The organism is Sphingobium sp. TomMM35A, from assembly GCF_054771735.1.
The window spans coordinates 25852-50940 of record NZ_BSRC01000001.1; the positions used below are offsets into that span (position 1 = coordinate 25852).

Genomic DNA, 25089 nt, shown 5'->3' on the forward strand with positions numbered 1-25089 from the left:
TTACCCTACCGCTCGGCTTTGCCATATAAGGCTGTTGCTGCTCTCGGCCGGTATGACGCTGCCGCAGTGGCTTTTCAGTAAAAATCGATAGATAAACAGAGGAGGCCTCTATGTATGCCAAGCCTGTGATGGCGGCGCTATGCGTCTGCCTGGCTGTGCCGATTGCCGCCGATGCGAAACAGGGTGGGCAACTCACCGTCGTTGCACCCGACAAGAGCGCGATAAACTATGAAAAGTGGACGGACCGCACAGCCTCGAAATTGTCTCGAAGCATCCGTCAAGCAACATCTCTTTATCGGGATGCAGCATCGACAGGTTACTCCCGTGTCCAGTTTCGCCTTGGAGAACAGGGGCGACCGGAAAATATCTCTCTAGCAGGCTCTTCCACATCGCGGAATGTCGATCGCATATCGATGCGGGCTATCCGCTCGATGGGATCGCTTTATCCTTTACCCCAGGAAGTGCGGCCAGGATCAAAGTTTGAAGCCTGGGTCATCGTCGCCAATGACGCGCGGGAAAGGGATACGATGCTGAACAGCCTGCGCGCCGAACATTTGGCTGACGCTTCAGGCGAGCGTCCAATTCTTCTGGCAGCGCGTTGATTGAAGAGGAGGTGGCGTCCGGAAGTGACGGCGCTCCTGCAACACTTATCGGGTGATCCGTGAAACTTACCGGTGAGGGCGGCGTTCCCCTGCCATGCGCCGCCTTCACTTTGATCTTCACAATGGCACCGGCTTCACCAGCGACAAGGAGGGCCGTGAACTAGCTGATGAAGAGGATGCCCGTGATGTGGCTATAAGGAGTATCCGCTCCATCCTGAGCGAAGAAGTGCTGAAGGGCATGGTCGATCTTACCGGCTGGATCGATATAAGGAACGAAGCTGGTATAGAAATCGGGCGAGTGACCTTCAGCGAGGCCGTGTGTCTCCGGCTCGACCCAGGAGACCGCGATGATAGCGGCGCATCTCGCCAAACTTAGGTTCCGCCATCCGCTCTCCATTGAGGAAGAGGCTGCGATCCGGGCCATCGTACCACCAGGCAAGAGAGTGGCGCGCAACAGCACCATCGTTCACGAAGGGGAGCTTTTGGAAGCCAGCACCTTGCTCCTTGAAGGTGTCATGTGCCGCTTCAAGGACCTCGCCGACGGCAAGCGGCAGATCACGCAAATCCATATCGCCGGCGATTTTGTCGACCTGCACGGCTTTACATTGAAGCGCCTTGAACATGATGTGATGACGCTGACGGACTGCGTCGTGGCTCTGGTGCCTCATGAGCATATCCGCCAACTGATCGAACAATGGCCGCGATTGGGGCGATTATATTGGTTCAGCACCAATCTGGACGCCTCCATGAATCGCGAATGGGAACTGTCATTGGGACAAAGGTCCGCAGCTGGAAGGCTGGCGGCGCTGTTTTGCGAACTGCAGGTCCGGCTGGAGGTCGTGGGTCTTGAAAGTGCCCACTTCAATCTAGGGATGAGCCAATCGCAACTCGCCGATAGCCTGGGTATGACGCCCGTTCATGTGAATCGCACGCTGCGTCTTTTGCGGGAGCAGCGGCTTTTGAACTATCAGCGGGGGGAAGCGCAGATTGTGGATCTTGAGGGCTTGAAGTCCCTCGCCGGCTTTGACGAACGCTATCTGTACCTTGATCCTGACCCGCTATGATCCTGATTGGTTCAGGAAGTAGTTGATTTCACGCCAGATAAGGTGTGGACTTATGCGATGACTATATGTCGAATGTGAGGGCAGATGTCAGGGACGCAAGAGCGCCAAAAGCATGCTGGGGCGGTCAAACCTCCTATTCCGGCGGATGAGGCTGACCGGCTGCAAGCGCTGGAGCATTATCGGCTGGGGGGCATTGGCCGGGAACAGCCCTTCGATCATATCACCCAGTTCGCCGCCGACCTGTTCGACGCGCCCATGTCGCTGGTGTCGATCGTGGGATCGGACGCGCAATGTTTTCGCGGCGCATGCGGGATTGATGAAACCCATACGCCGCGTGACGTTGCCTTCTGCGCCTTCGCGATCTTGCAGCCTGAGGTGATGGTAGTCCCAGATGCTGCGAAGGACCCCAGGTTTCGCAGCAATCCGTTAGTTACCGGCGCGCCGCACATCCGCTTCTATGCGGGTGCGCCGTTGCGGGTCGCCAACGGCCAGCCGATCGGGACGCTCTGCATCATCGACCACAAGCCCCGCGATTTTGGGGAGCAGGAGCAAAAGCGCCTTGCGCAACTTGCGCGGACGGTGGTCGATCTCATCGAGTTCAGGGTGGAGGGTTTTGCGGCGGAGGAGCATCGGCGTAAGCTCGACGACGAACGCCAGTTGCTCAAGCTGACGGTCGAAAACGTCAGCGGTGGCGTCGCGGTGGTCGATCGGGATTTACGCTTGATGCTTTGGAATCAGGCTTTCGTCGATCTCTTCGATTATGCTCCCGATAGTGTCACGGGCGGCCGGGATGCGCGTGATCTCATCCGGCTCACGGCGCAGCGTGGCGAATTGGGTCCTGGCGATCCGGATCAGATCGTTACGGGCTTTGTGGAGTCCATCCGCACAAGCGATAGTCGGCGTCTGGAAATTCAGCGCCGGAACGGCCGTATTCTCGACATAAGGCGGGAATCGATCCGCGGCGGGCGCTTCATCATGACCGCACGGGATGTAACGCAGGAACGGCAGATCAGCCGGTTGAAGGACGAACTGGTATCGACCGTCAGTCATGAACTGCGCACGCCATTGACGGCTATCTCCGGGGCCTTGGGACTGATGGCGGGCGGGGCTGCGGGAGAGCTGCCTGACCGGGCCAAGCAACTGGTGGCGATCGGCAGCAAGAACGCCGAACGGTTGATCCATCTGGTCAACGACCTGCTGGACATGGACAAGCTTCAATCAGGCAAACTGGTTTTCCATTTCGAGGGGCGGGAATTGGGCCTGCTGCTGACGGAAGCGATCGAGCAGATCGAACCCTATGCGGAGCGTTTCGGCGTCAGGCTCGCTTTCGAAAGGCCAACTGACGCCGTGGTGGCGAAGGTTGACAGCAACCGTCTGTGCCAAGTCATGACCAATCTCTTGTCGAACGCCTGCAAATTCTCGCCCTCCGGCGGCACGGTCCGCGTTTCGCTGCAGCGTGTGGGCGATAGTGCGCACATCAGCGTGGCTGATGAAGGGCCGGGTATTTCGCCGGAGTTCCGGGCCAGACTGTTCAAGCGTTTTGAACAGGAGGACGGCGCCCATCAACAAGGTCATGCAGGCACCGGCCTGGGTCTAGCGATCAGCAAGGCCATAGTGGAGGCGCATGGCGGCAGTATCACGCTCGACCCGGAGGCGGAAAAGGGCGCGACCTTCCATGTAGAACTGCCCGCCGTCACCGCGAGCTGAAGGAGAGGCCGGGTTGATCCGCATCCTGTATGTCGATGACGAAGCTGACTTGCGGGAAATAGCCGTCATGTCGCTTGAACTGGACCCGGAAATTGAGGTGCGCACGGCGGCGTCTGGCGCTGAAGCATTGGAGCAGGCGAAGCAATGGCGGCCTGCGCTCATCCTTCTTGACGTGATGATGCCGGGTATGGATGGCCCCGCGACCTTGGCGGCGTTGAGGGCCGATCCGGACACCAGCGAAATTCCCGCCGCCTTCATAACGGCGAAGACGCATCCGCGGCATGTGACGGACCTGAAGGCGTTTGGTGCGCGTGCGGTGTTGGCCAAGCCGTTCGATCCGATGAGTCTTGCTGCGAATGTGCGGACATTGCTTCAGCCATGAGCGGCATGGAACGGCAGATGCAGGAGATGCGGCAGCGTTTTCAGCAGCGGGTAGCGTCCGATCGCGCGGAGATCGAGGCGGCGTTGGCGGCGGGCGATTGCCCCCGGCTTCTGCAGCTCGCGCATGGGTTGGCGGGGGTTGCCGGGATATTTGGTTATGGAGAGATCAGCAGCAGTGCGTCCGCGCTGGAAGAAGCGCTGGATGCAGATGCTGAAGATGAGAAGGTCAGGCTGTTAGCGCAGGTGTTGATCGGGGCCCTGGACCGCGCCTGACGGGGAAGTGGCTGGACGCTCACGAAAAGGGCGGCATCCGAAGATGCCGCCCCTTGTTCCAGCTGAGCTGGATCGGTGCCCCGCGCGAGGCGGAGCGATCCGATTACTTGAGTTCGACAGTCGCGCCGGCTTCTTCCAGCTGCTTCTTGAGCTTTTCGGCTTCTTCCTTGCCGACGCCTTCCTTGACAGCCTTCGGCGCGCCTTCGACCAGCGCCTTGGCTTCGGTCAGGCCCAGGCCGGTGATGGCGCGGACTTCCTTGATGACGTTGATCTTCTTGCCACCGTCGCCGGTCAGAACGACGTCGAATTCGTCCTTGGCTTCTTCAGCAGGCGCGCCACCAGCGGCGCCACCGGCGGGAGCAGCAACTGCAACAGCAGCAGCAGCCGAAACGCCCCACTTTTCTTCCAGGGCCTTCGAAAGCTCAGCGGCTTCGAGAACGGTCAGGGCCGACAGCTGATCGACCAGAGCATTGATATCTGCCATGTTAATTTCCCTTCTGGGCGGGGGATGAACCCCGCAAAATCAAGAGTTGAAAACGTGTATTGACGGTCGAGACGACGGCGATCAGGCCGCGTCCTTCTCCGCATAGGCGTTGAAGACCCGCGCGAGCTGAGCCGCCGGCGCCTGGGTGACGGTTGCGAGCTTGGTAGCCGGTGCGACCAGAAGGCCGACCAGCTTCGCACGCAGTTCATCCAGCGACGGCATCGAGGCGAGCGCTTTCACGCCCTCCGCGTTCAGCAGCACTTCGCCCATCGCGCCGCCAACGATCTCAAGCCGATCGTTGGTCTTGGCGAATTCGACTGCAACCTTGGCGGCTGCAACCGGATCGGCCGAGGAGGCGAGGCCGACAGGGCCGGTCAGCAGGTCGCTGATGCCGGTATAGTCGGTGCCTTCAAGGGCGATCTTGGCGAGGCGATTCTTCGTAACCTTGTAGGTGCCACCGGCTTCGCGCATCTTCTGACGCAATTGGGTCGACTGAGCGACCGTCATGCCTAGGTTGCGGGTCACGACGACCACGCCAACTTCTGCCAGATGTGCGTTCAGCGCGGAAACGACCTCAGCTTTCTGATTACGATCCATGCCATTCTCCACTTCATGTCCACTGGCGAACCAGCGAACGGCTAAAACCCGCGACGAATCGCGGGGCACTAAAGTCCGAAGGGGAGAGATCGACTGGCCCGCATCCTCATGGGAGAACAGGCAGACCCGGACAGGCAAAGCCAGCCGGTAAAGAACTTTTCCCCGTCTAGGCTGGACATTAAGAAGGGCAAATTCCCTTCACCAACTGTCTCGGACGGAAGACTCCCGAAGGAGCCTGCTGCGCGGGCCTCTACAAAATAGGACGCCTTGTGTCACGCGGATTCTGGCGCAGGCCGGGCAAATGGCGGAAAACCGCCGTTTCTGCACCGAAGTTCACACCATATGCGCGCGCGTGCGCCAGCGCGCGTAGGCGTCGTGGGAAGCGGTTCGACGTTTTTAAAGACCGCTGGGGGATAGGCAGGTCGGGGCTGTGTAGGACAGCGGGAATGGGAGGGTTTTGGAGGGAAATAGGATGGTTTTTTCGGAGATCGTGGTTTTCGGGATACAGGTTCCGATTTGCGCGAGCATGCTCTGAAGATCGAGGTTGCGCTGGCCCACCCCCCGGCCCCCTCCCGCTTGCAGGAGGGGGAGGTGACGTGCTTAGACGCGGTCGGCTTGCACCACCGTGTCCAGCGCGCGGAGTGCGGAGAGGATGCGGTTCAGGTGCTGGGCGTCGTTGACTTCCAGGTCGATGATGTCGGTGTGGAACGGCCCTTCGCGGTTCACCAGCTGGAGGTTCAGGATGTTCGCCTTGGTCGCGCCGAACACGTTGGCGACGGCGGCGAGGGCGCCGGGCTGGTTCTTGACGATGACCTGCAGGCGCGCGGTGCCGCCCTTGGACCTGCTGTCCCAGCTGAGATCAACCCAATCGTCATCCTGCCCGGCTTCGAGCGAACGGCAGTCGATGGTGTGCACTTCGATCGGCTCGCCCGTGCGCCGAACGCCGACGATGCGATCGCCGGGGACGGGGTGGCAGCAATCGCCCAGATTATAGGCGATGCCGGGCGTGAGGCCACGGATCGAGACGGGGGCGTGTTGGCGCGGATGGGCTTCCTCGACGCCTTCGACGCTGGTGGAGCCAGGGACGAGCGCCTCCATCACCTCTGAGTCGAGCAGGCGGTGCGTGGCGATGGCGACCATCAAAGAGGCACGGTCCTCCAGCTTCAAGCGCTTCAACGCAGCCTTCAGCGCCTTGTCGCCCAGTTCGCTGGCCAGTTCGGGGGAGAAGCGGCCGATGATTTCCTCATAGAGCTTCTCACCCAGCGCCACTTCCTCGCCACGCTGCTTTTGGCGGATATAGCGGCGAATGGCAGCGCGGGCCTTGCCGGTAATGGCGAAGGTCAGCCAGCCCGGTTGCGGTTCCTGCCCCTCGGATTTGAGGATTTCGACCTGGTCGCCATTTTCAAGGCTGGTGCGCAGTGGGACCACGCGGCCGTTGACCTTCGCGCCCACCGTCTGGTTGCCGAGCGAGGTGTGCACCGCATAAGCGAAATCGACCGGGGTGGAACCCTTGGGCAGCTGGTGCAGCTCGCCCTTGGGAGAGAAGGCGAAGATCCGATCCTGGTACATCGCCATGCGGGTATGTTCGAGCAGTTCGTCCGCATCTTGGCTCTGTTCCAGAATTTCGACGAGGTCGCGCAGCCATGCCGCATGATGATCGGCCGCGTCGCCCTTCTGCTTGTACGCCCAGTGCGCCGCGAGGCCGAGTTCGGCGTCGTTGTGCATGTCGCGGCTGCGAATCTGCACCTCGATGCGCGCATTGTCCTGGTGGATGACGGTGGTGTGCAGCGACCGGTAGCCGTTGCGCTTGGGCGTGGAGATGTAATCCTTGAACCGGCCGGGGACCATTTTGTAGGTCTGGTGGATAAAGCCGAGCGCCCGGTAGCAGTCTTCCGTCGTGTCGGTGATCACGCGGAACGCCATGACGTCGGTCAGCTGTTCGAAGCTGATGTGCCGTTCCTGCATCTTCTTCCAGATGGAATAGGGGTGCTTTTCGCGGCCGGACACGGTGACGGACAGATTCTTGCCACCGAGCAGCAGTTGCAATTCCGCGCCGATACGGTCGACCTTGCCGTGGCCGCCTTCTTTCAGCTGTTCGAGGCGCTTGGTGATGCTGTCATAGGCCTCCGGTTCCAGCTCGCGGAAAGCGAGCAGCTGCATTTCCCGCATGAAGTCATACATGCCGATCCGCTCGGCCAGCGGGGCATAGATGTCCATCGTTTCGCGGGCGATGCGGCGGCGCTTCTGCTCATTCTTGATGAAGTGCAGCGTCCGCATATTGTGCAGCCGGTCGGCGAGCTTGACCAGCAACACGCGGATGTCGTCCGACATGGCGAGCAAGAACTTGCGGAGATTTTCCGCCGCCCGCTCATTTTCCGACATCGCCTCGATCTTCGACAGCTTGGTGACGCCATCGACCATCCTGGCGACATCCTTGCCGAACGCGCTCTCAATCTCGTCATAGGTGACGAGCGTATCCTCGATCGTGTCATGCAGCAGCGCCGTCACGATCGTCTGGTCGTCCAGGCTGAAGTCGGTCAGGATGCCGGCGACTTCAATAGGATGGCTGAAATAGGGGTCGCCGCTGGCGCGCTTCTGGGACCCGTGTTTCTGGACGGAAAAGACATAGGCGCGGTTGATCATCGCCTCGTCCGCATCCGGATCGTAGCGCTTCACCCGCTCAACAAGTTCATATTGACGCAGCATCGTATTGCCGATTGTCCGGGAAGCATCTTGCTGTGCAACAAAAAAATCCCATCTTGGGGCAAATGGCTGCACTTTTGCATGGGCCGTGGCTTTGAGCTATCTAGGCGGACGATGAAGCATAATCTGGCGCAGGATCTGGAACAGTGCGCGCTGCCGAGCGCACTGGAGGCGATGGGTGAGCGCTGGTCGTTTCTCATCCTGCGCGGCGCCTTGTCCGGCATCCGGCATTTCGAAGATTTCCAGTCATCGCTTGGCATAGCCCGCAACATCCTGGCAAACAGGCTTTCGCGCCTGGTTGAAAACGGAATCATGTTGCGCCAGCCGATGCAGTGCGATCGGCGGAAGATCGAATATCGCCTGACCGAGAAAGGGCAGGAGCTGGCTCCCGTCATGATCGCGCTGCGTCAATGGGGCGAGAAATGGGGATGCGGTCCGCTGTCCTGCCAGGTGCTGGCCGACAAGCGGGACGGCCAGCCGATCCGCCGGGTGACCATTCAGGCGCATGACGGCCGCCCGCTTGAGTTGAGGGATCTTGTCTGGCTTTGCCCTGACGAAGTCACGCCGATGGATCAGGAAGCGGCTAACGCGGCGTGATGCGGGTGGCTTCACCCTGGGCCTGAATTCGCCTAGGCTGGCGGCGATGTCTGTCCAACGTATTCAGCCTCAGCCCTTTTTCGCTGACAAGAACCGCGCCTTCTGGAATCTGCAATCGGTCGGGTGGGCCGGGGCCTTCCTGCTGCGTGGGTCGTCTACCATCGCCAATGGGCAGCCGCTTTCCAGCCTGATCCCGGTGATGATATCGACCGTGTCGGGTTATTCGGTAACGCTGCTCATCGCGGTCATCTTCCGCTTTCTGCAAAAGCAGCGGCCGATCATCACCTGGGGCGCTTCGATCGTGACGGTGGTGCTGGCGGCTGGACTGGTCGCCTTCATCGACGCATGGGTATTTTCGACCCAGAACCGAGGGAGCGATACGGCCGGCGTGCAGCTGTTCCTGGGCGCTTTCTATCTCAGCATCACATTGCTGGGTGCCTGGTCGGCGCTTTACTACGCCATCAATTTCTATCTGCAGGTGGAGGAGCAGGCGGACCAGCTGCTGCTTCTGGAAAATCAGGCGTCGAGCGCGCAACTGGCAATGCTTCGCTACCAGCTCAATCCGCATTTCCTGTTTAATACGCTGAACAGCATTTCGACCCTTGTGCTGCTGAAGCAGACCGATCGGGCCAATGCGATGCTGTCGCGCCTGTCGTCCTTCCTGCGCTACACGCTGATCAACGAGCCGACCGCGCAGGTGACGATCGAGCAGGAGGTGGAGACGCTCAAGCTTTATCTGGAGATTGAGAAGATGCGGTTTGAGGACCGGTTGCGGCCGGTCTTCAACATCGACCCGGCGGTGGCGCAGTCGCGATTGCCTTCGTTGCTACTGCAGCCGCTGGTCGAAAATGCTATCAAATATGCCGTCACACCCAAGGAAGAGGGGGCGGAAATCGCCATCACGGCGCAGCCTGCCGGTGAAAACGTCCGGATCGTCGTGTCCGATACGGGTCCGGGATTGAACGAAGGGTTCACGCGGCCGAACACTCCCATGAGCGAAGGGACAGGCGTTGGCCTGGCGAATATCCGCGACCGCCTGATCCAGGCGTTCGGGGAACGACAGAGCTTTGAAACGCGTTCCACGCCAGGCGGCTTTTCGGTCCATATCGAAATGCCGCTTAATCTGGATGAACCATCGAAAGTGGCCGCATGACCATTAGAACAATCCTCGTCGATGACGAAAGCCTGGCTATCCAAGGCCTCAAGCTCCGTCTGGAAGCGCATGAGGATGTCGAAATCGTAGAAACCTGCTCGAATGGCCGTGAAGCCATCCGCGCTATCAAGACGCATAAACCCGACCTTGTGTTCCTCGACATTCAGATGCCCGGATTTGACGGCTTTTCCGTTGTCCAGGGCCTGATGGAAGTCGAACCGCCGCTGTTCATCTTCTGCACCGCCTATAGCGATCATGCGATTCGGGCTTTCGAGGCGCAGGCCGTCGATTATCTGATGAAGCCGGTCGATGAAGGCCGCCTGGCCGACGCGCTCGACCGGGTCCGCCAGCGCCTTTCCGAAAAGAAGCAGGTGCAGGAAGCGGAGAAGCTGCGCGAAGTGCTGGCGGAGGTCGCGCCCGATGCGATGAACGAATTCAACGCCGATGAAGAGGCACCCTCGTCGAACCGTTTCGAAAAGCTCATCAACATCAAGGACCGGGGGCAGATCTTCCGCGTCGATGTGGATTCGATCGAGCGGATCGATGCCGCGGGCGACTATATGTGCATCTATACGGCGGATAATTCCCTCATCCTGCGCGAGACGATGAAGGATCTCGAAAAGCGGCTCGACCCGCGCAATTTCCAGCGGGTGCACCGGTCGACCATCGTTAACTTAAGCCAAGTGCGGCAGGTGAAGCCGCACACCAATGGCGAATGCTTCCTGGTGCTGGAATCAGGCGCTCAGGTGAAGGTCAGCCGGTCCTACAGGGACGTGGTGGCCCGCTTCGTTCATTGAGGCGAGGCTAACGGAATACCCAATGACGATTGAGGCCGAACACCACGGCTGGCGTTACGAACAGCATGGCCGGGATGGGCGACCATTCCGGCCATTGCATATGGGTGACGCACAGGAAGACCCAGAGAGCGTTGAGCGCATAGCTCAGCAGTGACACGGCCACGAATTTGGCGCCGCGTGCGGCGTGGTTTCCATCGCTGCCCTGATCGCGGAAGGTGAAGAGGCTGTGCGTGACATAGCCGATCATCACCGCCGCGACATAGCCCGTGACATTGGCAAGCTGCGGGTGCCACCCCGCGAGGGCGGCGAGCGTCCAGTAGATCACCGCCTGGCAGGCTGTGATGAAGAGGCCGCTCAGCCCATAGCGCACGATCTGCCAGAACAGGGCCTGCCGCTCTGGCGTCAGGCGTGACAGCAATTTCATGAAGGCCCCGTTGCGATTTGATGCGAACGCTCTAATCCACCGGCCATGAACTTGCAAAGCGGCTTCACCGTGCGGGAAAGATCCCGGCGCGCCCTGGTCTGGATATCTGCCTGGGCGCAGGTGCACTGGAAATGGCTGACCTTCCTGATGTGGGTCGCGGCCGTCAGCTGGCTGCTCTATTCCCGCTGGCCAGCCATCCACTGGCTGACGCTCAACGATACCGATGACAATATGCGGTATTTGCAGGTCAGGGACTGGCTGGCGGGGCAGGGCTGGTATGATCTGAGGCAATATCGTCTGGACCCGCCCGCCGGGTTCAACATCCACTGGTCCAGGCTGGTCGATCTGCCCCTCGCGGCGTTGATGCTGCTGTTCCGGGCGTTTCTGGAGCAGGGGCTGGCCGACCGGCTTGCCTGCGCCATCGCGCCGACGCTTCCCTTGTTGCCGCTCATGCTGGGGCTGGGCTTCATCGCTCGTCGCCTGGCGGGAGGCAATGGCTGGATATTGGCGGTGCTGGCGCCGTTCGCAGCGCAGATGGGCATAGCCATGTTCCTGCCGATGCGGGTCGATCACCATGGCTGGCAACTGGCGTTGACGGTGCTGATGCTGGCGGGGCTTGTCGATCGCAACTGGCTGCGCGGCGGCGTCGTCGCGGGCGTGAGCAGCGCGCTTTCCATCACGATCGGCATGGAGATGATCGTCTATCTGGCGGCAGGCGGCGCACTGATCGCGCTACGCTGGGTGTTCAAGGAAGGCGCGGCGAGGCGGATGCTGCCTTATGCGCTCAGCCTTGCCGGTTCGATTTCGGTCCTGTTCCTGCTCTTCGCCAGCTACGCGAACCGGCAGATGGTGTGTGACGCCATCTCGCCCATTTGGGTGGCCATATTCGGAGCCGTGGGCGCGGGGATGACGCTGCTGGCGCTGCTGCCGCTTCGAAGCTGGCAGGCGAGATTGGGCGCTGGCGTGGTGGTGGGCGCGGCCGTCGCCGCCTGTGCATGGCTAAACTGGCCGCAATGCCTGACAGGCGCCTATCAGATTTCGCCGGAGCTGGAGCGGCTGTGGCTCGCCAATATTCGGGAGGCGAAACCGATCACGGTTCAGGCGCGCAGCCTGATCGTGCCGCTCATGGCCATTCCGGTTGCGGGATTGTTCGGCCTGATCTGGGCGCTGTGGGAGTCGCGGCGTGATAGCGACCGGCTATGGGCCTGGGCCACCGTCGGGCTGATGATGCTGTTTTCGACCGCCCTGCTTTTCTGGCAGTTGCGGGCGGGGCCTGCCGCGCAGCTGCTCGCCATCCCAGCGGCGGCATGGGCGGCGCACCGCGTTCTTCAGATCATATTTTTCGGCAGGCCCGTTGCCCGCGCGTTCGGCATCGCCGGAGCCGCGCTGCTGGGCGTAGCCGCGTTCGCGACGCCGCTTTACCCGCAGATCGATCAATTATGGGCGGGCGTGACCGGCGAAAAGCCTAAGGTCCAGCGTCCGGCGGCGAAGAGCCGATTGCAGTCGATCAACAAGGCCAATGGGCGTTGCCGGTCGCTGCCAGCTCTGGAGGTGCTGAACCAGCTTCCGGCCGCCACCATATTCACTATGGTCGATCTGGGGCCGCGCCTGATCGCGACGACGCATCACAGCGCCGTTGCAGGGCCCTATCACCGGAACGGAGCAGTGATCCTGGACCTGCATCATGCCTTCGATGGCACCGCAGAGGCATTCCGGCCGATCGCTGCGCGGCATCATGCCACCTATCTGCTGATCTGTCCTGGGTTTCCGGAAGGAACAGTCTACCAGTCCCGCAGCCCGCGCGGCTTCTATGCGGGGTTGATACGCGGCGAGGTTCCCAGCTGGCTGCGCCCGGTGACGCTGAAGAGCGGCTTCGCCTTACCCTACACCCTCTATCGCATCGATTATTCAGCGGCGGGCAACGAAAAAGTCACGCAGCAGCGTTGAGGCTTCCGCCTCGCCAAGGCCGCCATATACTTCGGGACGATGCAGGCATTGGGGTTGGGTGAAAAGCCTTGGCCCCTGTTCGATCGCGCCGCCCTTGGGATCGGCAGCGCCATAGTAGAGGCGCGCAATCCGCGCATGGGATATCGCCCCCGCGCACATCGGGCAGGGTTCGAGCGTCACCCATAGGTCGCAGCCAGTGAGGCGGAAGTCGCCCAGCCGCTCCGCCGCGGCGCGCAGGGCAACTATTTCGGCATGGGCTGTGGGATCACGGTCGCGGCGGTTGCGGTTTTCCCCTTCGCCAAGGATATGCCCGTCGAGCGTGACGACCGCGCCGATCGGCACTTCGCCCGCCAACTCCGCAGCGCGCGCCAATTCAAGCGCGCGGCGCATCGGTCCGGGAAGGGGGAAGGGCGGTGCCATCGGCACGCCCTTACAGCATCCTCGTCCGTTCGAGAAATGGTCAGGGCTTCTTTACGTCCACTGTCGGCACCTCGACCGTTTCATTGCGCGTGCCCACTTCGACCTTGGCAACGTCGGCCTGGAATTTGGGGAGCTGACCGCCCTCGACGGCGATCCTGGGAAGGCTGCCTTCCTGGGTCTTTTGCAGATCGACAAAGCCGGTCGCGATGCCGGCGGCCAGCACCAGCAGAACAATCAGCAACAAGCCACCAATGAGTCGCATTGCGCCCTCCTTTCGTCTATCGGCTGCAAACGTCCGAGTGGCGGAAAGGGTTGCGCAAGCGGTCCGATCTCACCGGCTTGGCGGGTTGACGGCCATCCGGAATCCCGCTACTGGCGCCGCTTTCCGAACGAACATGAACTACAAGGTTGATTGACTATGTCGCGCATTTGCGAGCTGACCGGCAAGGGCCGCCAGGTGGGTCACAATGTTTCCCACGCCAATAACAAGACCAAGCGCGTGTTCCTGCCCAACCTGCAGAATGTGTCGCTGATTTCCGAAACGCTGGAAACCACTGTCAAGCTGCGCGTGTCGACCCATGGTCTGCGTTCGGTCGAACATAATGGCGGCCTGGACAACTGGCTGCTGAAGACCAGCGATGAAAAGCTGTCGCTGAAGGCGCGCCGCCTGAAGCGCGACATCGTCAAGAAGCAGGCTGCCGCAGCCGCCTGATTCGGTTCGATTCGTTTCGGCTTTAAGAAGCGGCCTGGCAACGGGCCGCTTTTTTGCGTCCACAAGGAATGAGCGAGGTGTCGTTCGGTTTTAGGACGTCGTATTTCAGTCGGCATAGTCTCGAAAGTCGTTCGCCCTGCGCTTGTCGAAGGGTTCTACTGTTCTCCAGAAAGATAAAAGACCCCTTCGACGGGCTCAGGACAGGCTTCGACAAGCTCAGCCCGAACGGGTGTAGCGGGCGGAGCAAAGCTACGCTTACTGCTCACGAAGAGCCGGGCGCTCCACGCAGGGCGAATTTCAGGAGCAAGGTGCGCTGGAAGAATTCGTGATTATCGTCTGACGCGATCCAGACGATCGTTTGTCCGTGCTCCCGCGTTATCGCCAGTCCTTCAAAATTGTCCGCCAACAGCGGCGGCGCGAGCCGGGCCAGGGTGCGAGCGATCAGCCGGTCGCCCGGCTTTGGGCGGTCGGGCAGCTCGATCAGGGCGAGCGTCGCCGTGAACAGGTCGCGCAATGTGACGCGGCGGTTCAAAACCAGAATGTGACGATCATCGAGAGCGACGGCATCCGTGGGGCGATAGCCGCGCGGGGCGACGTAGCGGAGGCGTGTGGGCGATGGGGTGCTCTCTTCGGCCGGGTCGGCAGCAAAAAGCAGGCTGTCATGGCTGCCATCCGCCATCATCCCCATTTCCGCGATCACAAGGAAGCGGCCGTCCGGAAGACGCGCCATGGATTCGATCGACCCTGTTTCGGGCCATGCTTCGATTTCAAGCCAAGTGCGGCACGCCTCCACCCGCGAAAATCCCGGTGCATAGCGGCAGATGCGCTGGAGCATCTCGAAGCCGACCCAATATCTGTTGGTGACAGCGTCGTGGGCGATCGCCTCTGAATCCCACGCCCACCAAGGCTGGTCCTTATCCTGCAGGCGGACAGGCAGCGGCGCGATGAAAGAATGCCTGTTTTTGGGATTGGGCGTGAGAGCGAAACCCATGAGCGTGCCGGAATCGCTGAGCGCCAGCACCTGATCCTGTTCGTCGACCAGGAGCGAGGATATGCCGCCGAAGCCATGATGCGGGCTGCTCAGCTGCCAGCCTCCCAGATAGTCGAGCGCCCCTGCGCTCCTGTCCGCGGGATCTGCCGAGTTCAGGGACAGGGGACGGACCGTGACGAGCAGCGGGCCAGCTTCTAGCAGTTCGGGCTTGTTCTTGTGGGGCGCTGGCAAAAGCAGGATCGCGAGCAACAGGACGATCAGGATACGGCGCATCGCTTCGCCATAGGCAATCCATCGCACTCCACCAACGGCTGATTGCTCCCCTTGGCGACAGCGGAGCGCTTTTGGTGTAAGGTCGCCGGTCGGGACCGAGGCTTGGTGAGCCCGCATCACAGTGGAAGCGGATATTTTTTCTGAACGGCGGCTGACACGCCCATTCAGGCTTGGCTCAATGCGAATCGGTCAAAAGGGGTGCAATCGAAGGTGCGGCGTCAAAGGCTCACCGGGTCGAGAGCAAGATTATTGAGGAGCACGCCATGAAGACCAAGTTTCTGATCAATATGGGGGCGGCGCTGGCAATGGGCGCTGCTTCCTTCGCCGTCACTGCAGCGCCGGCGCAGGCGCGGGATGGCTGGGGCCGTTACGAGCGCGGCGACTATTATCGTGGCGACCGGGGCTATCGCGGCTACCGTGGCGATTATTATCGCGGTGACTCTTATCGCGGCTACCGGGGTGACCGCTACTACCGCAACAATTATTACCGGGGCTATCGCGGCGGCTATCGCTGTCGGGATAATGGCACGGGCGGCACGATCATAGGTGCGATCGCCGGTGGCCTGCTGGGTAATGAGATTGGCAAGGGCAGTGGCCGCTATGGCCGCCGCGGCGATGGCACCACCGGTGCGATCGTGGGTGCGGGCGTAGGTGCGCTGGCTGGCCGGGCTATCGATCGCGACTGCTGATCAGCCACTTACCGTTGAACAAGGAGGGCTGCCCTGAAAAGGGTGGCCCTTTTCATGTCGTGTAGGCCGCACAAAAGAAAAGGGCCGCTCCGTTGCCGGGCGGCCCTGTTTCCGAAAATCCCGAGGAGGGAAATTACATCGCGTTCGAAGCAGCGTTTTCAGCAGTGTTGCTGACGTTCGAAGCAGCATTGGCAGCGTTCGAAGCAGCGTTTTCGGCAGCGTTCATGGCGTTGTCAGCAGCATTCGAAGCGTTCTCAGCAGCGTTGGCCGAAGCGTTGGCGGCGTTTTCTTCGCCCTTCGAGCAAGCGGCGAGGCCGAGCGATGCGGCGAGAACGAGCGAAAGAGCAATCGACTTGGACATGGGCAAACCCCTCTCAGAGATAAAACGGTGCAGACCACTCTCGGAGAAAAGTTCACCCCCCTTTGCGCCTGCGGGGCCGATTCGTAATGCGTTGAACGACTCAAGGCAATCCCCATCGTGCGACTCGCGCATTTGTGGGGGTTGAACTGGCGATCCGCTCCGATCTTGTGCGCGGCCATTGACGCATATAAAGATTTCTTTATATGGTGATGTCATGAGCGCCGCACTCGACATCTTTCGCGCCCTAGGCGACCCGACGCGGCTGCGCATCATCTATCTGCTGCGCGCGATGGAACTTGCTGTGGGCGAGATCGCCCAAGTCGTGGGACAAAGCCAGCCGCGCGTCTCCCGCCATGTCCGCATTCTCGCTGAAGCGGGCTTGGTCGAGCGGCGCAAGGAAGGCAATTGGGTCTTTCTGCGATTGGTGAGAGGCGAGGCGATGGCGCCCTTCCTGGCGCTGTTCGATCAGTTGATACCGTCGGAAAGCGAGGAGCTATGGCAAAAGGCCGACCTCGCCCGGCTGGCAGCTGTCCGCGCCGACAGGTCGCGCGCGGCGGAAAGCTATTTTGCCGAACATGCCGACGAATGGGACGCGATCCGATCGCTTCACGTGCCGGATGTGGATGTCGAAGCTGTGATGACGGCGTTGCTCGGACCCGAAACGATCGGCCATCTGCTCGACATCGGCACCGGCACTGGCCGGATGATAGAGCTGTTCGGGCGTTCGGCCGATCAGGTGACGGCGCTGGATCGCAGCCCCGACATGCTGCGGCTGGCACGGGCCAAGCTGCCGGAAGATGCAGGCGATAAATATGCGCTGGTTCTGGGCGACTTCACGGCTTTGCCTTTGGAGCCGGGCAGCGTGGACACGGTGGTCCTGCACCAGGTTCTGCACTATGCTCAGGCGCCTGAAGCGGTGATCGCGGAGGCCGCGCGCGTCACGACGGGCGGCGGGCGTGTGCTGATCGCCGATTTCGCGGCGCATGAACGGGAAGAGCTTCGGCTGCGCGACCAGCATGCGCGGCTTGGCTTTTCCGATGAGCAGATCGAAAGCTGGTTCGCGGACGCGGGCCTGGAACTGGAACGGGTAGAAGTGCTGCCCAGCCAGGAATTGACGGTAGTATTATGGCTGGGCCGCCGCCGGGGCGCGCGCATCCTGCCCATCGAAGGACGACTTTCCCTATGACCCTAAGCATCCCCTCCAGCGAAGAGGCCGCGCGGGCTTGGCAAGCGCCGCTCTATGCGGATCTGGCAGGCGATCTGAATGTAAGCTTCGAATTCTTCCCGCCCAAGACGGAGAAGATGGAAGAGCAGCTTTGGTCGGCGATCGAGACGCTGACGCCGCTGGCGCCCAAGTTCGTGTCCGTGACCTATGGAGCGGGCGGCTCGACGCGGGAGCGGACGCATAACACGGTGGCGCGGATCGCAAAGGAAACGCCGCTGTCGGCCGCTGCGCATCTCACCTGCGTGGCGGCGAGCAAGGCCGAGATCGACGAGGTGGCCGACGCCTATTGGGACGCGGGCGTTCGGCATATCGTCGCGCTGCGTGGCGACCCGCCGGAAGCGGGCACGAAGTTCATGCCTCATCCGCAAGGATACCAGGGCGCGGCCGAGCTGGTCGAAGGCTTGCGCAAGCGCCATCCGTTCGAGATTTCGGTCGCGGCCTATCCCGAAACGCACCCCGATGCGGCGTGCGCGCAGAGCGACGTCGATAATCTGAAGCGCAAGCTGGATGCGGGTGCTACCCGGGCGATCACGCAATTCTTCTTCGAACCGGAAACCTTCTTCCGGTTCCGCGACACTGCTTCAGCGGCAGGGATCACGGCAGACATCATCCCGGGCATCATGCCGGTGAGCAACTTCGCCGCGGTTCAGCGCATGTCGGCGATGTGCAATACCGATGTGCCGGGCTGGATGGGCAAGCTGTTCGAGGGACTGGACGATCTGCCCGCCGCGCGGCAGCTGGTGTCGGCGACGCTGGCGGCGGAACTTTGCCGCAAACTCTATGCTGGCGGGGTGCGCGACTTTCATTTCTATACGCTCAACAGGGCGGAGCTGAGCTATGCGATATGTCATCTGCTTGGTTTGCGGCCTGCGAACACGGAGAAGAGGGCATGACCGCCGAGGAACGCTTTCGCACCGTTGCCGCTGAAAAGATCATGATTTTCGACGGTGGCTATGGCACGTCGATCCAGAAGCATGGACTGACCGAGGCGGATTATCGCGGATCGCTTGATCTGGCGAAGGACCAGAAGGGGAATAATGACCTTCTGTGCCTGACGCGGCCGGATATCGTCGAGGGCATTCACACCGCCTATCTGGATGCCGGTGCGGACATGATCGAGACGAACACCTTCTCATCCACCAAGATCGCCATGGCCGATTATGGTTGCGAGCATCTTGTGCGGGAAATCAACATCGCGGCTGCCCAGATCGCGCGCAAGGCATGTGAAGCCGCGACCGCGAAGGACGGTCGCCCGCGCTTCGTGGCGGGGTCGATCGGTCCGACGAACAAAACGCTGTCGATCTCGCCGGATGTGAATGACCCGGCCTATCGCGAGGTCGATTATGATACGCTGAAGGCGCACTATCGCGAACAATGCGATGCGCTGATCGAGGGCGGGGTGGACTTCCTGCTGGTCGAGACTTGCTTCGACACGCTGAACGCCAAGGCAGCGGGCATGGCTGCGCGCGAGGCCGAGGCGGCGGCGGGGCGGCCCGTGCCGCTGATGCTGAGCTTCACCATTACCGATATGTCGGGGCGGAACCTGTCCGGGCATACGATCAACGCCTTCTGGTATTCGCTGCGGCATCTGAAGCCGCTGACCATCGGTGTGAATTGCGCGTTCGGCGCGGATTTGCTGCGGCCCTATCTCTCCGAACTGGCGAAGAATGCCGATACGCTGATCCTGGCTTATCCCAATGCCGGGCTGCCGAACGAGTTGGGCCAATATGATGAGTTGCCTGAGACGACGGCGACCCTGATCCGCCAGTGGGTGGATGAGGGCCTGGTCAATATGGTCGGCGGCTGCTGCGGCACGACCCCTGCGCATATCGGTGCGGTGGCAAAGGCGCTGGCGGGGCACAAGCCGCGGATCGTGCCGGAGTTGCCGGTAGTCACGCGGCTTGCCGGACTGGAGCCCATGCACATCGCGGCGTAAAAAAAGTTCCCTCTCTCCTTCAGGAGAGAGGGTTAGGGAGAGGGGACTGTAAAGGCCGCCTTCCTTGCATTCCCCTCTCCCCGGCCCTCTCCCCTTCAGGGGAGAGGGAGAAGGTTCAGAAGATGACCACCCAATCGACCGCCACTTTCGTCAACATCGGTGAGCGTACCAACGTCACCGGATCGGCCAAGTTCAAGAAACTGATCATGGCGGGCGACTATGCCGCCGCCATCGACATTGCCCGCGACCAGGTGGAGAATGGCGCGCAGATCGTCGACGTCAATATGGACGAGGGGTTGCTCGACGCCGTGGAGGCGATGACGACCTTCCTGAAGCTCATGACGTCCGAGCCGGACATCGCGCGGGTCCCGGTGATGATCGACAGCTCCAAATGGGAGGTGATCGAGGCGGGGCTGAAATGCGTTTCGGGCAAGCCGATCGTCAACTCGATCAGCATGAAGGAGGGTGAGGAAGCATTCCTCGATCATGCCCGCAAATGCATGGCCTATGGCGCGGCCGTGGTGGTGATGGCCTTCGACGAAACCGGCCAAGCGGATACCAAGGACCGCAAGGTCGAAATTTGCGAGCGCGCGTACAAGCTGCTGATGACCATCGGCTTTCCGCCGGAGGACATCATCTTCGATCCCAATATCTTCGCGGTGGCGACGGGCATCGAAGAGCACAATAATTACGGCGTTGATTTCATCGAGGCGTGCCGCGAGATCAAGGCACGCTGCCCGCATGTCCATATTTCAGGCGGGCTGTCTAACTTCAGCTTCTCCTTCCGTGGCAATGAGCCGGTGCGGCGGGCGATGCACTCGGTTTTCCTCTACCATGCCATCCCGGCGGGGCTGGACATGGCGATCGTCAATGCCGGGCAGCTGGACGTCTATGACGCCATCGATCCGGCGCTACGCAAGGCGTGCGAGGATGTGCTGCTGAACAGCGATCCGGAAGCGGGCGACCGGCTGGTCGAACTGGCCGAAAGCTTCAAGGGCAAGGATGCCGCGTCCGAAAAGGCGGCCGAGGAATGGCGCGGCTGGCCCGTCGCCAAGCGGCTGGAACATGCACTGGTCAAGGGCATCGACAGCTGGGTGGTGGAGGATACGGAAGAAGCGCGCCTGGCCGCCGAAAAGCCGATCCATGTCATCGAAGGCCCGCTGATGGACGGCATGAACGTGGTCGGCGACCTGTTCGGCGCGGGCAAGATGTTCCTGCCCCAGGTGGTGAAGTCCGCGCGCGTCATGAAGAAGGCGGTGGCACACCTACTGCCCTTCATCGAGGCGGCCAAGGAGCCCGGCGCGAAGGGCAAGGGCAAGATCATCATGGCGACCGTCAAGGGCGACGTGCATGATATCGGCAAGAACATCGTCGGCGTCGTGCTTCAGTGCAACGGCTTTGAAGTGATCGACATGGGCGTGATGGTGCCGTGGCAGGACATCATCAAGGCAGCGAACGAGAATGACGCGGACATGATAGGCCTGTCCGGCCTCATCACCCCGTCGCTCGACGAGATGGTCACGGTGGCGGCGGAAATGCAGCGGGCCAATATGACGATGCCCCTGCTGATTGGTGGCGCAACCACTTCACGCGTGCATACCGCGCTGCGCATCGACCCGGCCTTTGCTGGTCCGGTCGTGCATGTATTGGACGCCAGCCGCGCGGTCGGCGTTGCGACGGCTCTCGTGTCCGAGACGCAGAAGACCGACTTCGTACAGAAGACGAAGGATGATTATGCCCATGTCCGCGCCGCGCGCGAGGGCAAGGGGCAGAGCCAGTTGCTTTCGATCGAGGACGCGCGCGCCAACGCGTTCGAGATGGATGAGGCGCTGAAGGCTCCCCGCCCGCTGCTGCCGGGTATTCACAGCTTTCCCGACTGGGATTTGAAGGACCTCATCAACTATATCGACTGGACGCCTTTCTTCCGGGCCTGGGAACTGGCGGGCAATTATCCGGCGATCCTGCAGGATGAGGTGGTTGGCGAAAGCGCGACGAGCCTCTTCAACGACGCGCAGAAGATGCTGAACCGGATCGTCAGCGAAAAGTGGCTGACGGCGCGCGGCGTGGCCGGGCTATGGCCCTGCCGCCGCGAAGGCGATGACATCATCGTTCATGTCGAAGACGAAAAGCATGTCCGCCTGCCCATGTTGCGGCAGCAGATCGCCAAGCGCGAAGGGCGGGCGAATATGTGTTTGGCCGACTTCATCAGCCCCAATGGCGACTGGATGGGCGGCTTTGCTGTCTCGATCCATGGTATCGAGCCGCATCTTGCGCGCTTCAAGGCGGCGATCGATGATTATTCGGACATCCTTTTAAAAGCCTTGGCCGATCGTCTGGCCGAAGCCTTTGCTGAGCGGCTGCATCATTATGTCCGTACCGCCCTGTGGGGCTACGCCGAGGGGGAACAACTCACCAACGAAGCGCTGATCCGCGAGCAATATCGCGGCATCCGTCCCGCGCCCGGCTACCCGGCCTGTCCGGAGCATAGCCTCAAGCCGTTGCTGTTTGACATGCTCGACGCCCATCATGCGACGGGCGTGACGCTGACGGAGAGCTTCGCGATGCTGCCGACAGCGGCGGTCAGCGGCTTTTATCTCGGACATGCGCAGGCGGAATATTTCGGCGTGGCGCGGGTTGGGCGCGATCAGTTGGAGGATTATGCGCAGCGACGCGGAATCGATGTGGAGACCGCCGAGCGCTGGCTACGGCCGAACCTGGATTGAGGAGCGACAAGCGCATGATCCGCTTTTTCCCCTACTGTGCGCTTCTGTCAGGGTTGATGATGGCAGGTTGTGCCCATGATCAGCGTGTGCGCCACGATGCGGCAATGCCGGTCGGGGCCGCTTATGTAGCAATGGGCAGTTCCTTTGCCGCAGGACCGGGGATTGCGCCTTCTGCCGGGAGCAAGCCGGCCCTGTGCGCGCGGTCGGCGAATAATTATGCCCAGCAATTGGCGAAGCGGCGGGGGCTGCAGCTTGACGATGTCAGTTGCAGCGGCGCGACGACGCGCGGTGTGCTTGATGGCTGGGCGGGGATTGCGCCGCAGATCGATGCGCTGACGCCGGAGACGCGGCTCGTCACGATCACCATCGGCGGTAATGATGTCGGCTACATCGGGGGGTTGATGGCGGCATCCTGTCAGAAGGCGAATGCGGCGAGCAGCGTCCGTTGTCCGCCCGCTGTCCCGGCGACTGAGGAGAAGTGGGCGGCGCTGGAAGCTGCGCTTCGCCGGATCGCGAACGAGGTGCGGCAGCGTTCGCCAAAGGCTCGGCTGATCTGGGTCGATTATCCTGCCGTCCTGCCCGAGCGGGGCGGTTGCGCTGAGGCGCCGCTTTCGCCGGAGCAGGGGGATGAGGCGCGTCAGGTAGCGAAACGGCTGGCGGAATTGACGGCGCGGGTGGCGCGGGAGACGGGCGGGTCGATCCTCGCTGCTTCGCACCTGACCAAGGGGCATGATGTTTGCGCGCCAGATCCGTGGATGAATGGCTATCCTGTTCCAGGGAAGCCGGTGAGCGCGCCTTATCATCCCACGCTGCCCGGCATGACGGCGATCGCGGATGCGCTCGACCGGATGCTGGGCAAATAAGGCCGCGCCTACCGCTTCTCGTGGTTCGCGGCCACGGCCTTCGCGACTGCCTGCATCAGCTGCCAGCGGACCGGGATAGGCTCTGTCGTGCTGCCGATCATCACCGCCACGGCATAGCTGGTGCCGTCGGGCGCGGTCATGATGCCGATGTCGTTATAGCCGGTCGAGCGTGGAGCCAATTCCTGGCCCGTGCCGGTCTTGTGCAGATATTTCCAGCCGGGAGGCACGCCACCCTTGATGCGCTGCGGGCCGGTCTTCGCCTCGCTCATGATCGACATGAGCAACTGGCTTGACGCGGGGGACAGCATCTCGCCTTCCTTGAGCTTTGCCAGCGCCTTCACGATTGAGGAGGGCGCAGCGCCGTCCGGCGGATTGGAGAGGTAATTGTCGAGCGCCTTCGTACGCACCGACATGGGCAGGCGGGAGCGGGCGGCGTAGAAGTTGCGGCCGATCGAATAATCCTGCCGCCAATCCAGTCCTGCCGTCGCGGACTGCAGCAGCCTTTCTCCCGGACCGAAACGCACATCCTTGATCGTCCGCCGCGCGAGGTAGGCGCGCACCGCTTCGGGGCCGCCGACCGCGCGCAGCAGCGTGTCGTTCGCGGTATTGTCGCTCTGCGTCATCGCACGGCGCATGAGGTCGGAATAGCTGGTGGTCCAGCCGCTGGTCCCGACGAGCGCGGCGGTTGGCTGGTGGAAGAGGGTGAGGTCCTTGCGCGTGATCGTGGTCGTGTCGGTCAGGCGGATCTTGCCCCGGTCGACCGCGTCGAGGAAGGTCATCGACACCCAGAGCTTCGATACGCTCTGCTGCGGGAAGAGCGAGGTTCCGTTCCACGCGACGGTCCAGTCGGCGCCGATGCGGCGGACGGCGATGCCGACCTTGCCATTGAAGCTCTGCCCGAGGTTGCGCACGACGCTGACGAGGGCAGGCGGCGGGGTCTGGCGTTGATCGACGTCGAGTTCGTCGAACGTCTTGGGCGGGTTGGCGACGCGCTTGATCGGGAATGTGGCCGTCGTGGGCTGCACCTGCCGGGCGGCGCTGGCTTGCGGCTCCATGGGAGCGCTGACGCACGCGGAAAGTGCCGCAACCAACAGGATGAGGCGGAGCGATCCCCCGTCCGGACGCAGGCTGCGCCCCTTATTTCGCTTGTCCATGAATATCCCCGACTTCTCCTTCATTTAGGCCTGCGGCACCCTTCGACTGACAAGGACGATGCGACGAATGATTCCACATTTGCGATGTAAGGAGCCTGAACGATATGGCCGAGCAGCGCTCACCCGCCGTTAAGCAGGGATGGGCAAGGAAGGGCGCATGGACGGACGGATGATCGACAGGCGGGCACTGCTGCGGATAGGCGCGGGCGCTTGCGCCGGGCTGATATTGCTGCGGCATCAGAGCGCGTCGGCTGCGCCCTTCACATCGCGCCGGATCGCCGTGACGACGCGGGGGACGGGCCGCGACGTGATCCTGATCGCGGGGCTCGCCAGCGGGCCGTCGCTGTGGAGCGACATGATGGCGAAGCTGCCCGGCTATCGCTGGCACCTTGTCCATGTGCGCGGCTTTGCCGGGCTCGCAGCCGATGCCAATGCGAGCGGGCCGCTGGTGCAGCCGCTGGCCGATGAGATTGCGCGGTACATCAAGGCGGCCGGGCTCGTGCGGCCTTCGGTCATCGGGCATTCGATGGGCGGCACGCTGGCGATGAAGCTGGGGCTGAAGGCATTGGCAGGACGGATCATGGTGGTCGACATGCTGCCGGAGGGCGCGGCGATGGTCGGCGGCACGGCGCGGGGCATGGGCTATCTCGCCAACCAGCTGAGCCAGTATTTCACCGGCACCAAGGCGGGCCGGGCTTATCTGGCGCAGATCGTCGCGGATTCGCCGGGGGCCAAGGGGAGCGATCCTGATGTCATCGCCAATGCGCTTCGCGATCTCGCCAATGTCGATCTGGGGCCGCAGCTTGGACGGATCGCCGTGCCGATGGAGGTGGTCTATGCGGTCGGGGCTGACGCCGCGCAGTCGGCGCAAATCGCGCGCAATTTCCGCAGCGCCTATGCGGCCAAGAAGGACCTGAAGCTGACGCCGATCGGGCCGAGCGGCCATGTCGTCATGGCGGACCAGCCGACGCGGTTCAGCGCCGTGGTGAAGCGGTTCCTGTCGAGCTGAGCCG

27 protein-coding genes are annotated in these 25089 nt (G+C 61.9%); 18 read left to right on the plus strand and 9 right to left on the minus strand.

All coding sequences use genetic code 11. The annotated features are described in order from the left end of the window. Nucleotides 1-110 precede the first annotated feature (110 nt). From ACYU8T_RS00125 to ACYU8T_RS00150, 6 genes are all read left to right on the plus strand, one after another. Nucleotides 111-602 carry an energy transducer TonB family protein gene (locus ACYU8T_RS00125; RefSeq protein ID WP_461158139.1) on the plus strand — a complete coding sequence of 164 codons (492 nt, stop codon included), beginning with the start codon at nt 111-113 and terminating at the stop codon, nt 600-602. A 94-nt stretch (nt 603-696) separates the two neighbouring features. Further along, entirely contained in the window at nt 697-978 is a 282-nt protein-coding gene (locus tag ACYU8T_RS00130) for a DUF6894 family protein (protein ID WP_201515118.1), read from the plus strand. Next, nucleotides 950-1666: a Crp/Fnr family transcriptional regulator gene (locus tag ACYU8T_RS00135; RefSeq protein ID WP_461158140.1), complete on the plus strand. Its 717-nt coding sequence runs from the start codon at nt 950-952 to the stop codon at nt 1664-1666. Before ACYU8T_RS00130 ends, ACYU8T_RS00135 begins: the two co-directional genes overlap by 29 nt. 84 nt (nt 1667-1750) lie before the next feature. Continuing rightward, nucleotides 1751-3373 (plus strand): GAF domain-containing sensor histidine kinase, encoded by a 1623-nt coding sequence (locus ACYU8T_RS00140; protein WP_461158141.1) that lies wholly within the window; start codon nt 1751-1753, stop codon nt 3371-3373. 13 nt (nt 3374-3386) lie between these two features. Beyond that, nucleotides 3387-3755: a response regulator gene (locus ACYU8T_RS00145; protein WP_461158142.1), complete on the plus strand. Its 369-nt coding sequence runs from the start codon at nt 3387-3389 to the stop codon at nt 3753-3755. After that, nucleotides 3752-4027 carry an Hpt domain-containing protein gene (locus tag ACYU8T_RS00150; protein WP_461158143.1) on the plus strand — a complete coding sequence of 92 codons (276 nt, stop codon included), beginning with the start codon at nt 3752-3754 and terminating at the stop codon, nt 4025-4027. Before ACYU8T_RS00145 ends, ACYU8T_RS00150 begins: the two co-directional genes overlap by 4 nt. 103 nt (nt 4028-4130) lie before the next feature. Here the strand turns inward: ACYU8T_RS00150 and rplL are convergent, their stop codons facing one another. The 3 genes from rplL to ACYU8T_RS00165 form a co-directional block, all read right to left on the minus strand. After that, nucleotides 4131-4511 carry a 50S ribosomal protein L7/L12 gene (gene rplL / locus ACYU8T_RS00155; protein WP_097090838.1) on the minus strand — a complete coding sequence of 127 codons (381 nt, stop codon included), beginning with the start codon at nt 4509-4511 and terminating at the stop codon, nt 4131-4133. 81 nt (nt 4512-4592) lie between these two features. Beyond that, on the minus strand, nt 4593-5108 hold the full coding sequence (rplJ, locus tag ACYU8T_RS00160) for a 50S ribosomal protein L10 (protein ID WP_201515112.1): 516 nt from the start codon (nt 5106-5108) through the stop codon (nt 4593-4595). Between the two features lie 600 nt (nt 5109-5708). Continuing rightward, complete coding sequence (locus ACYU8T_RS00165; RefSeq protein ID WP_461158144.1) at nt 5709-7814, minus strand: RelA/SpoT family protein; 2106 nt, start codon at nt 7812-7814, stop codon at nt 5709-5711. Nucleotides 7815-7925: 111 nt separating this feature from the next. Here ACYU8T_RS00165 and ACYU8T_RS00170 point away from each other — a divergent pair, with 111 nt between their 5' ends. Genes ACYU8T_RS00170 through ACYU8T_RS00180 form a run of 3 tightly spaced genes read left to right on the plus strand, consistent with a single transcriptional unit; the run spans nt 7926 to nt 10358 of the window. After that, nucleotides 7926-8408, plus strand: coding sequence for a winged helix-turn-helix transcriptional regulator (locus ACYU8T_RS00170; RefSeq protein WP_461158145.1), 483 nt, complete (start codon nt 7926-7928; stop codon nt 8406-8408). 46 nt (nt 8409-8454) lie between these two features. Then, nucleotides 8455-9561: a sensor histidine kinase gene (locus tag ACYU8T_RS00175; RefSeq protein WP_461158146.1), complete on the plus strand. Its 1107-nt coding sequence runs from the start codon at nt 8455-8457 to the stop codon at nt 9559-9561. Further along, nucleotides 9558-10358 carry a LytR/AlgR family response regulator transcription factor gene (locus ACYU8T_RS00180; RefSeq protein ID WP_097090843.1) on the plus strand — a complete coding sequence of 267 codons (801 nt, stop codon included), beginning with the start codon at nt 9558-9560 and terminating at the stop codon, nt 10356-10358. The genes ACYU8T_RS00175 and ACYU8T_RS00180 overlap by 4 nt, the downstream gene beginning before the upstream one ends. Nucleotides 10359-10365: 7 nt before the next feature. On the opposite strand, the gene ACYU8T_RS00185 is transcribed toward ACYU8T_RS00180, so the two are convergent. After that, complete coding sequence (locus ACYU8T_RS00185; protein ID WP_201515108.1) at nt 10366-10782, minus strand: GtrA family protein; 417 nt, start codon at nt 10780-10782, stop codon at nt 10366-10368. 45 nt (nt 10783-10827) lie between these two features. On the opposite strand from ACYU8T_RS00185, the gene ACYU8T_RS00190 reads away from it, so the two are divergent. Then, nucleotides 10828-12729: a hypothetical protein gene (locus ACYU8T_RS00190; RefSeq protein WP_461158147.1), complete on the plus strand. Its 1902-nt coding sequence runs from the start codon at nt 10828-10830 to the stop codon at nt 12727-12729. On the opposite strand, the gene ACYU8T_RS00195 is transcribed toward ACYU8T_RS00190, so the two are convergent. Both ACYU8T_RS00195 and ACYU8T_RS00200 read right to left on the minus strand, forming a co-directional pair. Further along, complete coding sequence (locus ACYU8T_RS00195) at nt 12691-13149, minus strand: nucleoside deaminase (protein ID WP_461158148.1); 459 nt, start codon at nt 13147-13149, stop codon at nt 12691-12693. The two genes, ACYU8T_RS00190 and ACYU8T_RS00195, sit on opposite strands and share 39 nt — an antisense overlap. Nucleotides 13150-13189: 40 nt before the next feature. Continuing rightward, entirely contained in the window at nt 13190-13411 is a 222-nt protein-coding gene (locus tag ACYU8T_RS00200; protein WP_097090847.1) for a hypothetical protein, read from the minus strand. Nucleotides 13412-13567: 156 nt separating this feature from the next. Here ACYU8T_RS00200 and rpmB point away from each other — a divergent pair, with 156 nt between their 5' ends. Continuing rightward, nucleotides 13568-13861 (plus strand): 50S ribosomal protein L28, encoded by a 294-nt coding sequence (gene rpmB / locus ACYU8T_RS00205; protein WP_097090848.1) that lies wholly within the window; start codon nt 13568-13570, stop codon nt 13859-13861. A gap of 262 nt (nt 13862-14123) precedes the next feature. On the opposite strand, the gene ACYU8T_RS00210 is transcribed toward rpmB, so the two are convergent. Further along, nucleotides 14124-15125: an esterase-like activity of phytase family protein gene (locus ACYU8T_RS00210; protein ID WP_461158149.1), complete on the minus strand. Its 1002-nt coding sequence runs from the start codon at nt 15123-15125 to the stop codon at nt 14124-14126. Nucleotides 15126-15388: 263 nt separating this feature from the next. Here ACYU8T_RS00210 and ACYU8T_RS00215 point away from each other — a divergent pair, with 263 nt between their 5' ends. Further along, a complete protein-coding gene (locus ACYU8T_RS00215; RefSeq protein ID WP_097090849.1) occupies nt 15389-15814 on the plus strand; it encodes a glycine zipper 2TM domain-containing protein in 426 nt (141 codons plus the stop codon). A gap of 133 nt (nt 15815-15947) precedes the next feature. Here ACYU8T_RS00215 and ACYU8T_RS00220 read toward each other — a convergent pair whose 3' ends face one another. Beyond that, entirely contained in the window at nt 15948-16175 is a 228-nt protein-coding gene (locus ACYU8T_RS00220; RefSeq protein ID WP_097090850.1) for a circumsporozoite protein, read from the minus strand. Between the two features lie 214 nt (nt 16176-16389). Here ACYU8T_RS00220 and ACYU8T_RS00225 point away from each other — a divergent pair, with 214 nt between their 5' ends. The 5 genes from ACYU8T_RS00225 (at nt 16390) to ACYU8T_RS00245 (ending at nt 22922) form a co-directional block, all read left to right on the plus strand. Further along, nucleotides 16390-17361, plus strand: coding sequence for an ArsR/SmtB family transcription factor (locus tag ACYU8T_RS00225; RefSeq protein WP_461158150.1), 972 nt, complete (start codon nt 16390-16392; stop codon nt 17359-17361). Next, on the plus strand, nt 17358-18293 hold the full coding sequence (gene metF, locus ACYU8T_RS00230; RefSeq protein WP_461158151.1) for a methylenetetrahydrofolate reductase: 936 nt from the start codon (nt 17358-17360) through the stop codon (nt 18291-18293). The genes ACYU8T_RS00225 and metF overlap by 4 nt, the downstream gene beginning before the upstream one ends. After that, nucleotides 18290-19336 carry a homocysteine S-methyltransferase family protein gene (locus ACYU8T_RS00235; protein WP_461158152.1) on the plus strand — a complete coding sequence of 349 codons (1047 nt, stop codon included), beginning with the start codon at nt 18290-18292 and terminating at the stop codon, nt 19334-19336. Before metF ends, ACYU8T_RS00235 begins: the two co-directional genes overlap by 4 nt. A gap of 122 nt (nt 19337-19458) precedes the next feature. Next, nucleotides 19459-22059, plus strand: a complete 2601-nt coding sequence (gene metH, locus ACYU8T_RS00240) for a methionine synthase (RefSeq protein WP_461158153.1) — start codon at nt 19459-19461, stop codon at nt 22057-22059. Nucleotides 22060-22073: 14 nt separating this feature from the next. Beyond that, nucleotides 22074-22922, plus strand: a complete 849-nt coding sequence (locus ACYU8T_RS00245) for an SGNH/GDSL hydrolase family protein (RefSeq protein WP_461158154.1) — start codon at nt 22074-22076, stop codon at nt 22920-22922. Nucleotides 22923-22930: 8 nt separating this feature from the next. Here the strand turns inward: ACYU8T_RS00245 and ACYU8T_RS00250 are convergent, their stop codons facing one another. After that, entirely contained in the window at nt 22931-24076 is a 1146-nt protein-coding gene (locus ACYU8T_RS00250) for a serine hydrolase (RefSeq protein ID WP_461158155.1), read from the minus strand. A gap of 169 nt (nt 24077-24245) precedes the next feature. Here ACYU8T_RS00250 and ACYU8T_RS00255 point away from each other — a divergent pair, with 169 nt between their 5' ends. Then, nucleotides 24246-25085, plus strand: a complete 840-nt coding sequence (locus tag ACYU8T_RS00255) for an alpha/beta fold hydrolase (RefSeq protein WP_461159706.1) — start codon at nt 24246-24248, stop codon at nt 25083-25085. The last annotated feature ends 4 nt before the right edge of the window (nt 25086-25089 follow it).

Bases quoted from the DNA above. Each gene is read 5' to 3' on its own strand.
- ACYU8T_RS00125 (WP_461158139.1), top strand. From the start codon at position 111: ATGTATGCCAAGCCTGTGATGGCGGCGCTATGCGTCTGCCTGGCTGTG.
- ACYU8T_RS00130 (WP_201515118.1), top strand. From the start codon at position 697: ATGCGCCGCCTTCACTTTGATCTTCACAATGGCACCGGCTTCACCAGC.
- ACYU8T_RS00135 (WP_461158140.1), top strand. From the start codon at position 950: ATGATAGCGGCGCATCTCGCCAAACTTAGGTTCCGCCATCCGCTCTCC.
- ACYU8T_RS00140 (WP_461158141.1), top strand. From the start codon at position 1,751: ATGTCAGGGACGCAAGAGCGCCAAAAGCATGCTGGGGCGGTCAAACCT.
- ACYU8T_RS00150 (WP_461158143.1), top strand. From the start codon at position 3,752: ATGAGCGGCATGGAACGGCAGATGCAGGAGATGCGGCAGCGTTTTCAG.
- rplL (WP_097090838.1), bottom strand. From the start codon at position 4,511: ATGGCAGATATCAATGCTCTGGTCGATCAGCTGTCGGCCCTGACCGTT.
- rplJ (WP_201515112.1), bottom strand. From the start codon at position 5,108: ATGGATCGTAATCAGAAAGCTGAGGTCGTTTCCGCGCTGAACGCACAT.
- ACYU8T_RS00165 (WP_461158144.1), bottom strand. From the start codon at position 7,814: ATGCTGCGTCAATATGAACTTGTTGAGCGGGTGAAGCGCTACGATCCG.
- ACYU8T_RS00170 (WP_461158145.1), top strand. From the start codon at position 7,926: ATGAAGCATAATCTGGCGCAGGATCTGGAACAGTGCGCGCTGCCGAGC.
- ACYU8T_RS00175 (WP_461158146.1), top strand. From the start codon at position 8,455: ATGTCTGTCCAACGTATTCAGCCTCAGCCCTTTTTCGCTGACAAGAAC.
- ACYU8T_RS00180 (WP_097090843.1), top strand. From the start codon at position 9,558: ATGACCATTAGAACAATCCTCGTCGATGACGAAAGCCTGGCTATCCAA.
- ACYU8T_RS00185 (WP_201515108.1), bottom strand. From the start codon at position 10,782: ATGAAATTGCTGTCACGCCTGACGCCAGAGCGGCAGGCCCTGTTCTGG.
- ACYU8T_RS00190 (WP_461158147.1), top strand. From the start codon at position 10,828: ATGAACTTGCAAAGCGGCTTCACCGTGCGGGAAAGATCCCGGCGCGCC.
- ACYU8T_RS00195 (WP_461158148.1), bottom strand. From the start codon at position 13,149: ATGGCACCGCCCTTCCCCCTTCCCGGACCGATGCGCCGCGCGCTTGAA.
- ACYU8T_RS00200 (WP_097090847.1), bottom strand. From the start codon at position 13,411: ATGCGACTCATTGGTGGCTTGTTGCTGATTGTTCTGCTGGTGCTGGCC.
- rpmB (WP_097090848.1), top strand. From the start codon at position 13,568: ATGTCGCGCATTTGCGAGCTGACCGGCAAGGGCCGCCAGGTGGGTCAC.
- ACYU8T_RS00210 (WP_461158149.1), bottom strand. From the start codon at position 15,125: ATGCGCCGTATCCTGATCGTCCTGTTGCTCGCGATCCTGCTTTTGCCA.
- ACYU8T_RS00215 (WP_097090849.1), top strand. From the start codon at position 15,389: ATGAAGACCAAGTTTCTGATCAATATGGGGGCGGCGCTGGCAATGGGC.
- ACYU8T_RS00220 (WP_097090850.1), bottom strand. From the start codon at position 16,175: ATGTCCAAGTCGATTGCTCTTTCGCTCGTTCTCGCCGCATCGCTCGGC.
- ACYU8T_RS00225 (WP_461158150.1), top strand. From the start codon at position 16,390: ATGAGCGCCGCACTCGACATCTTTCGCGCCCTAGGCGACCCGACGCGG.
- metF (WP_461158151.1), top strand. From the start codon at position 17,358: ATGACCCTAAGCATCCCCTCCAGCGAAGAGGCCGCGCGGGCTTGGCAA.
- ACYU8T_RS00235 (WP_461158152.1), top strand. From the start codon at position 18,290: ATGACCGCCGAGGAACGCTTTCGCACCGTTGCCGCTGAAAAGATCATG.
- metH (WP_461158153.1), top strand. From the start codon at position 19,459: ATGACCACCCAATCGACCGCCACTTTCGTCAACATCGGTGAGCGTACC.
- ACYU8T_RS00245 (WP_461158154.1), top strand. From the start codon at position 22,074: ATGATCCGCTTTTTCCCCTACTGTGCGCTTCTGTCAGGGTTGATGATG.
- ACYU8T_RS00250 (WP_461158155.1), bottom strand. From the start codon at position 24,076: ATGGACAAGCGAAATAAGGGGCGCAGCCTGCGTCCGGACGGGGGATCG.
- ACYU8T_RS00255 (WP_461159706.1), top strand. From the start codon at position 24,246: ATGATCGACAGGCGGGCACTGCTGCGGATAGGCGCGGGCGCTTGCGCC.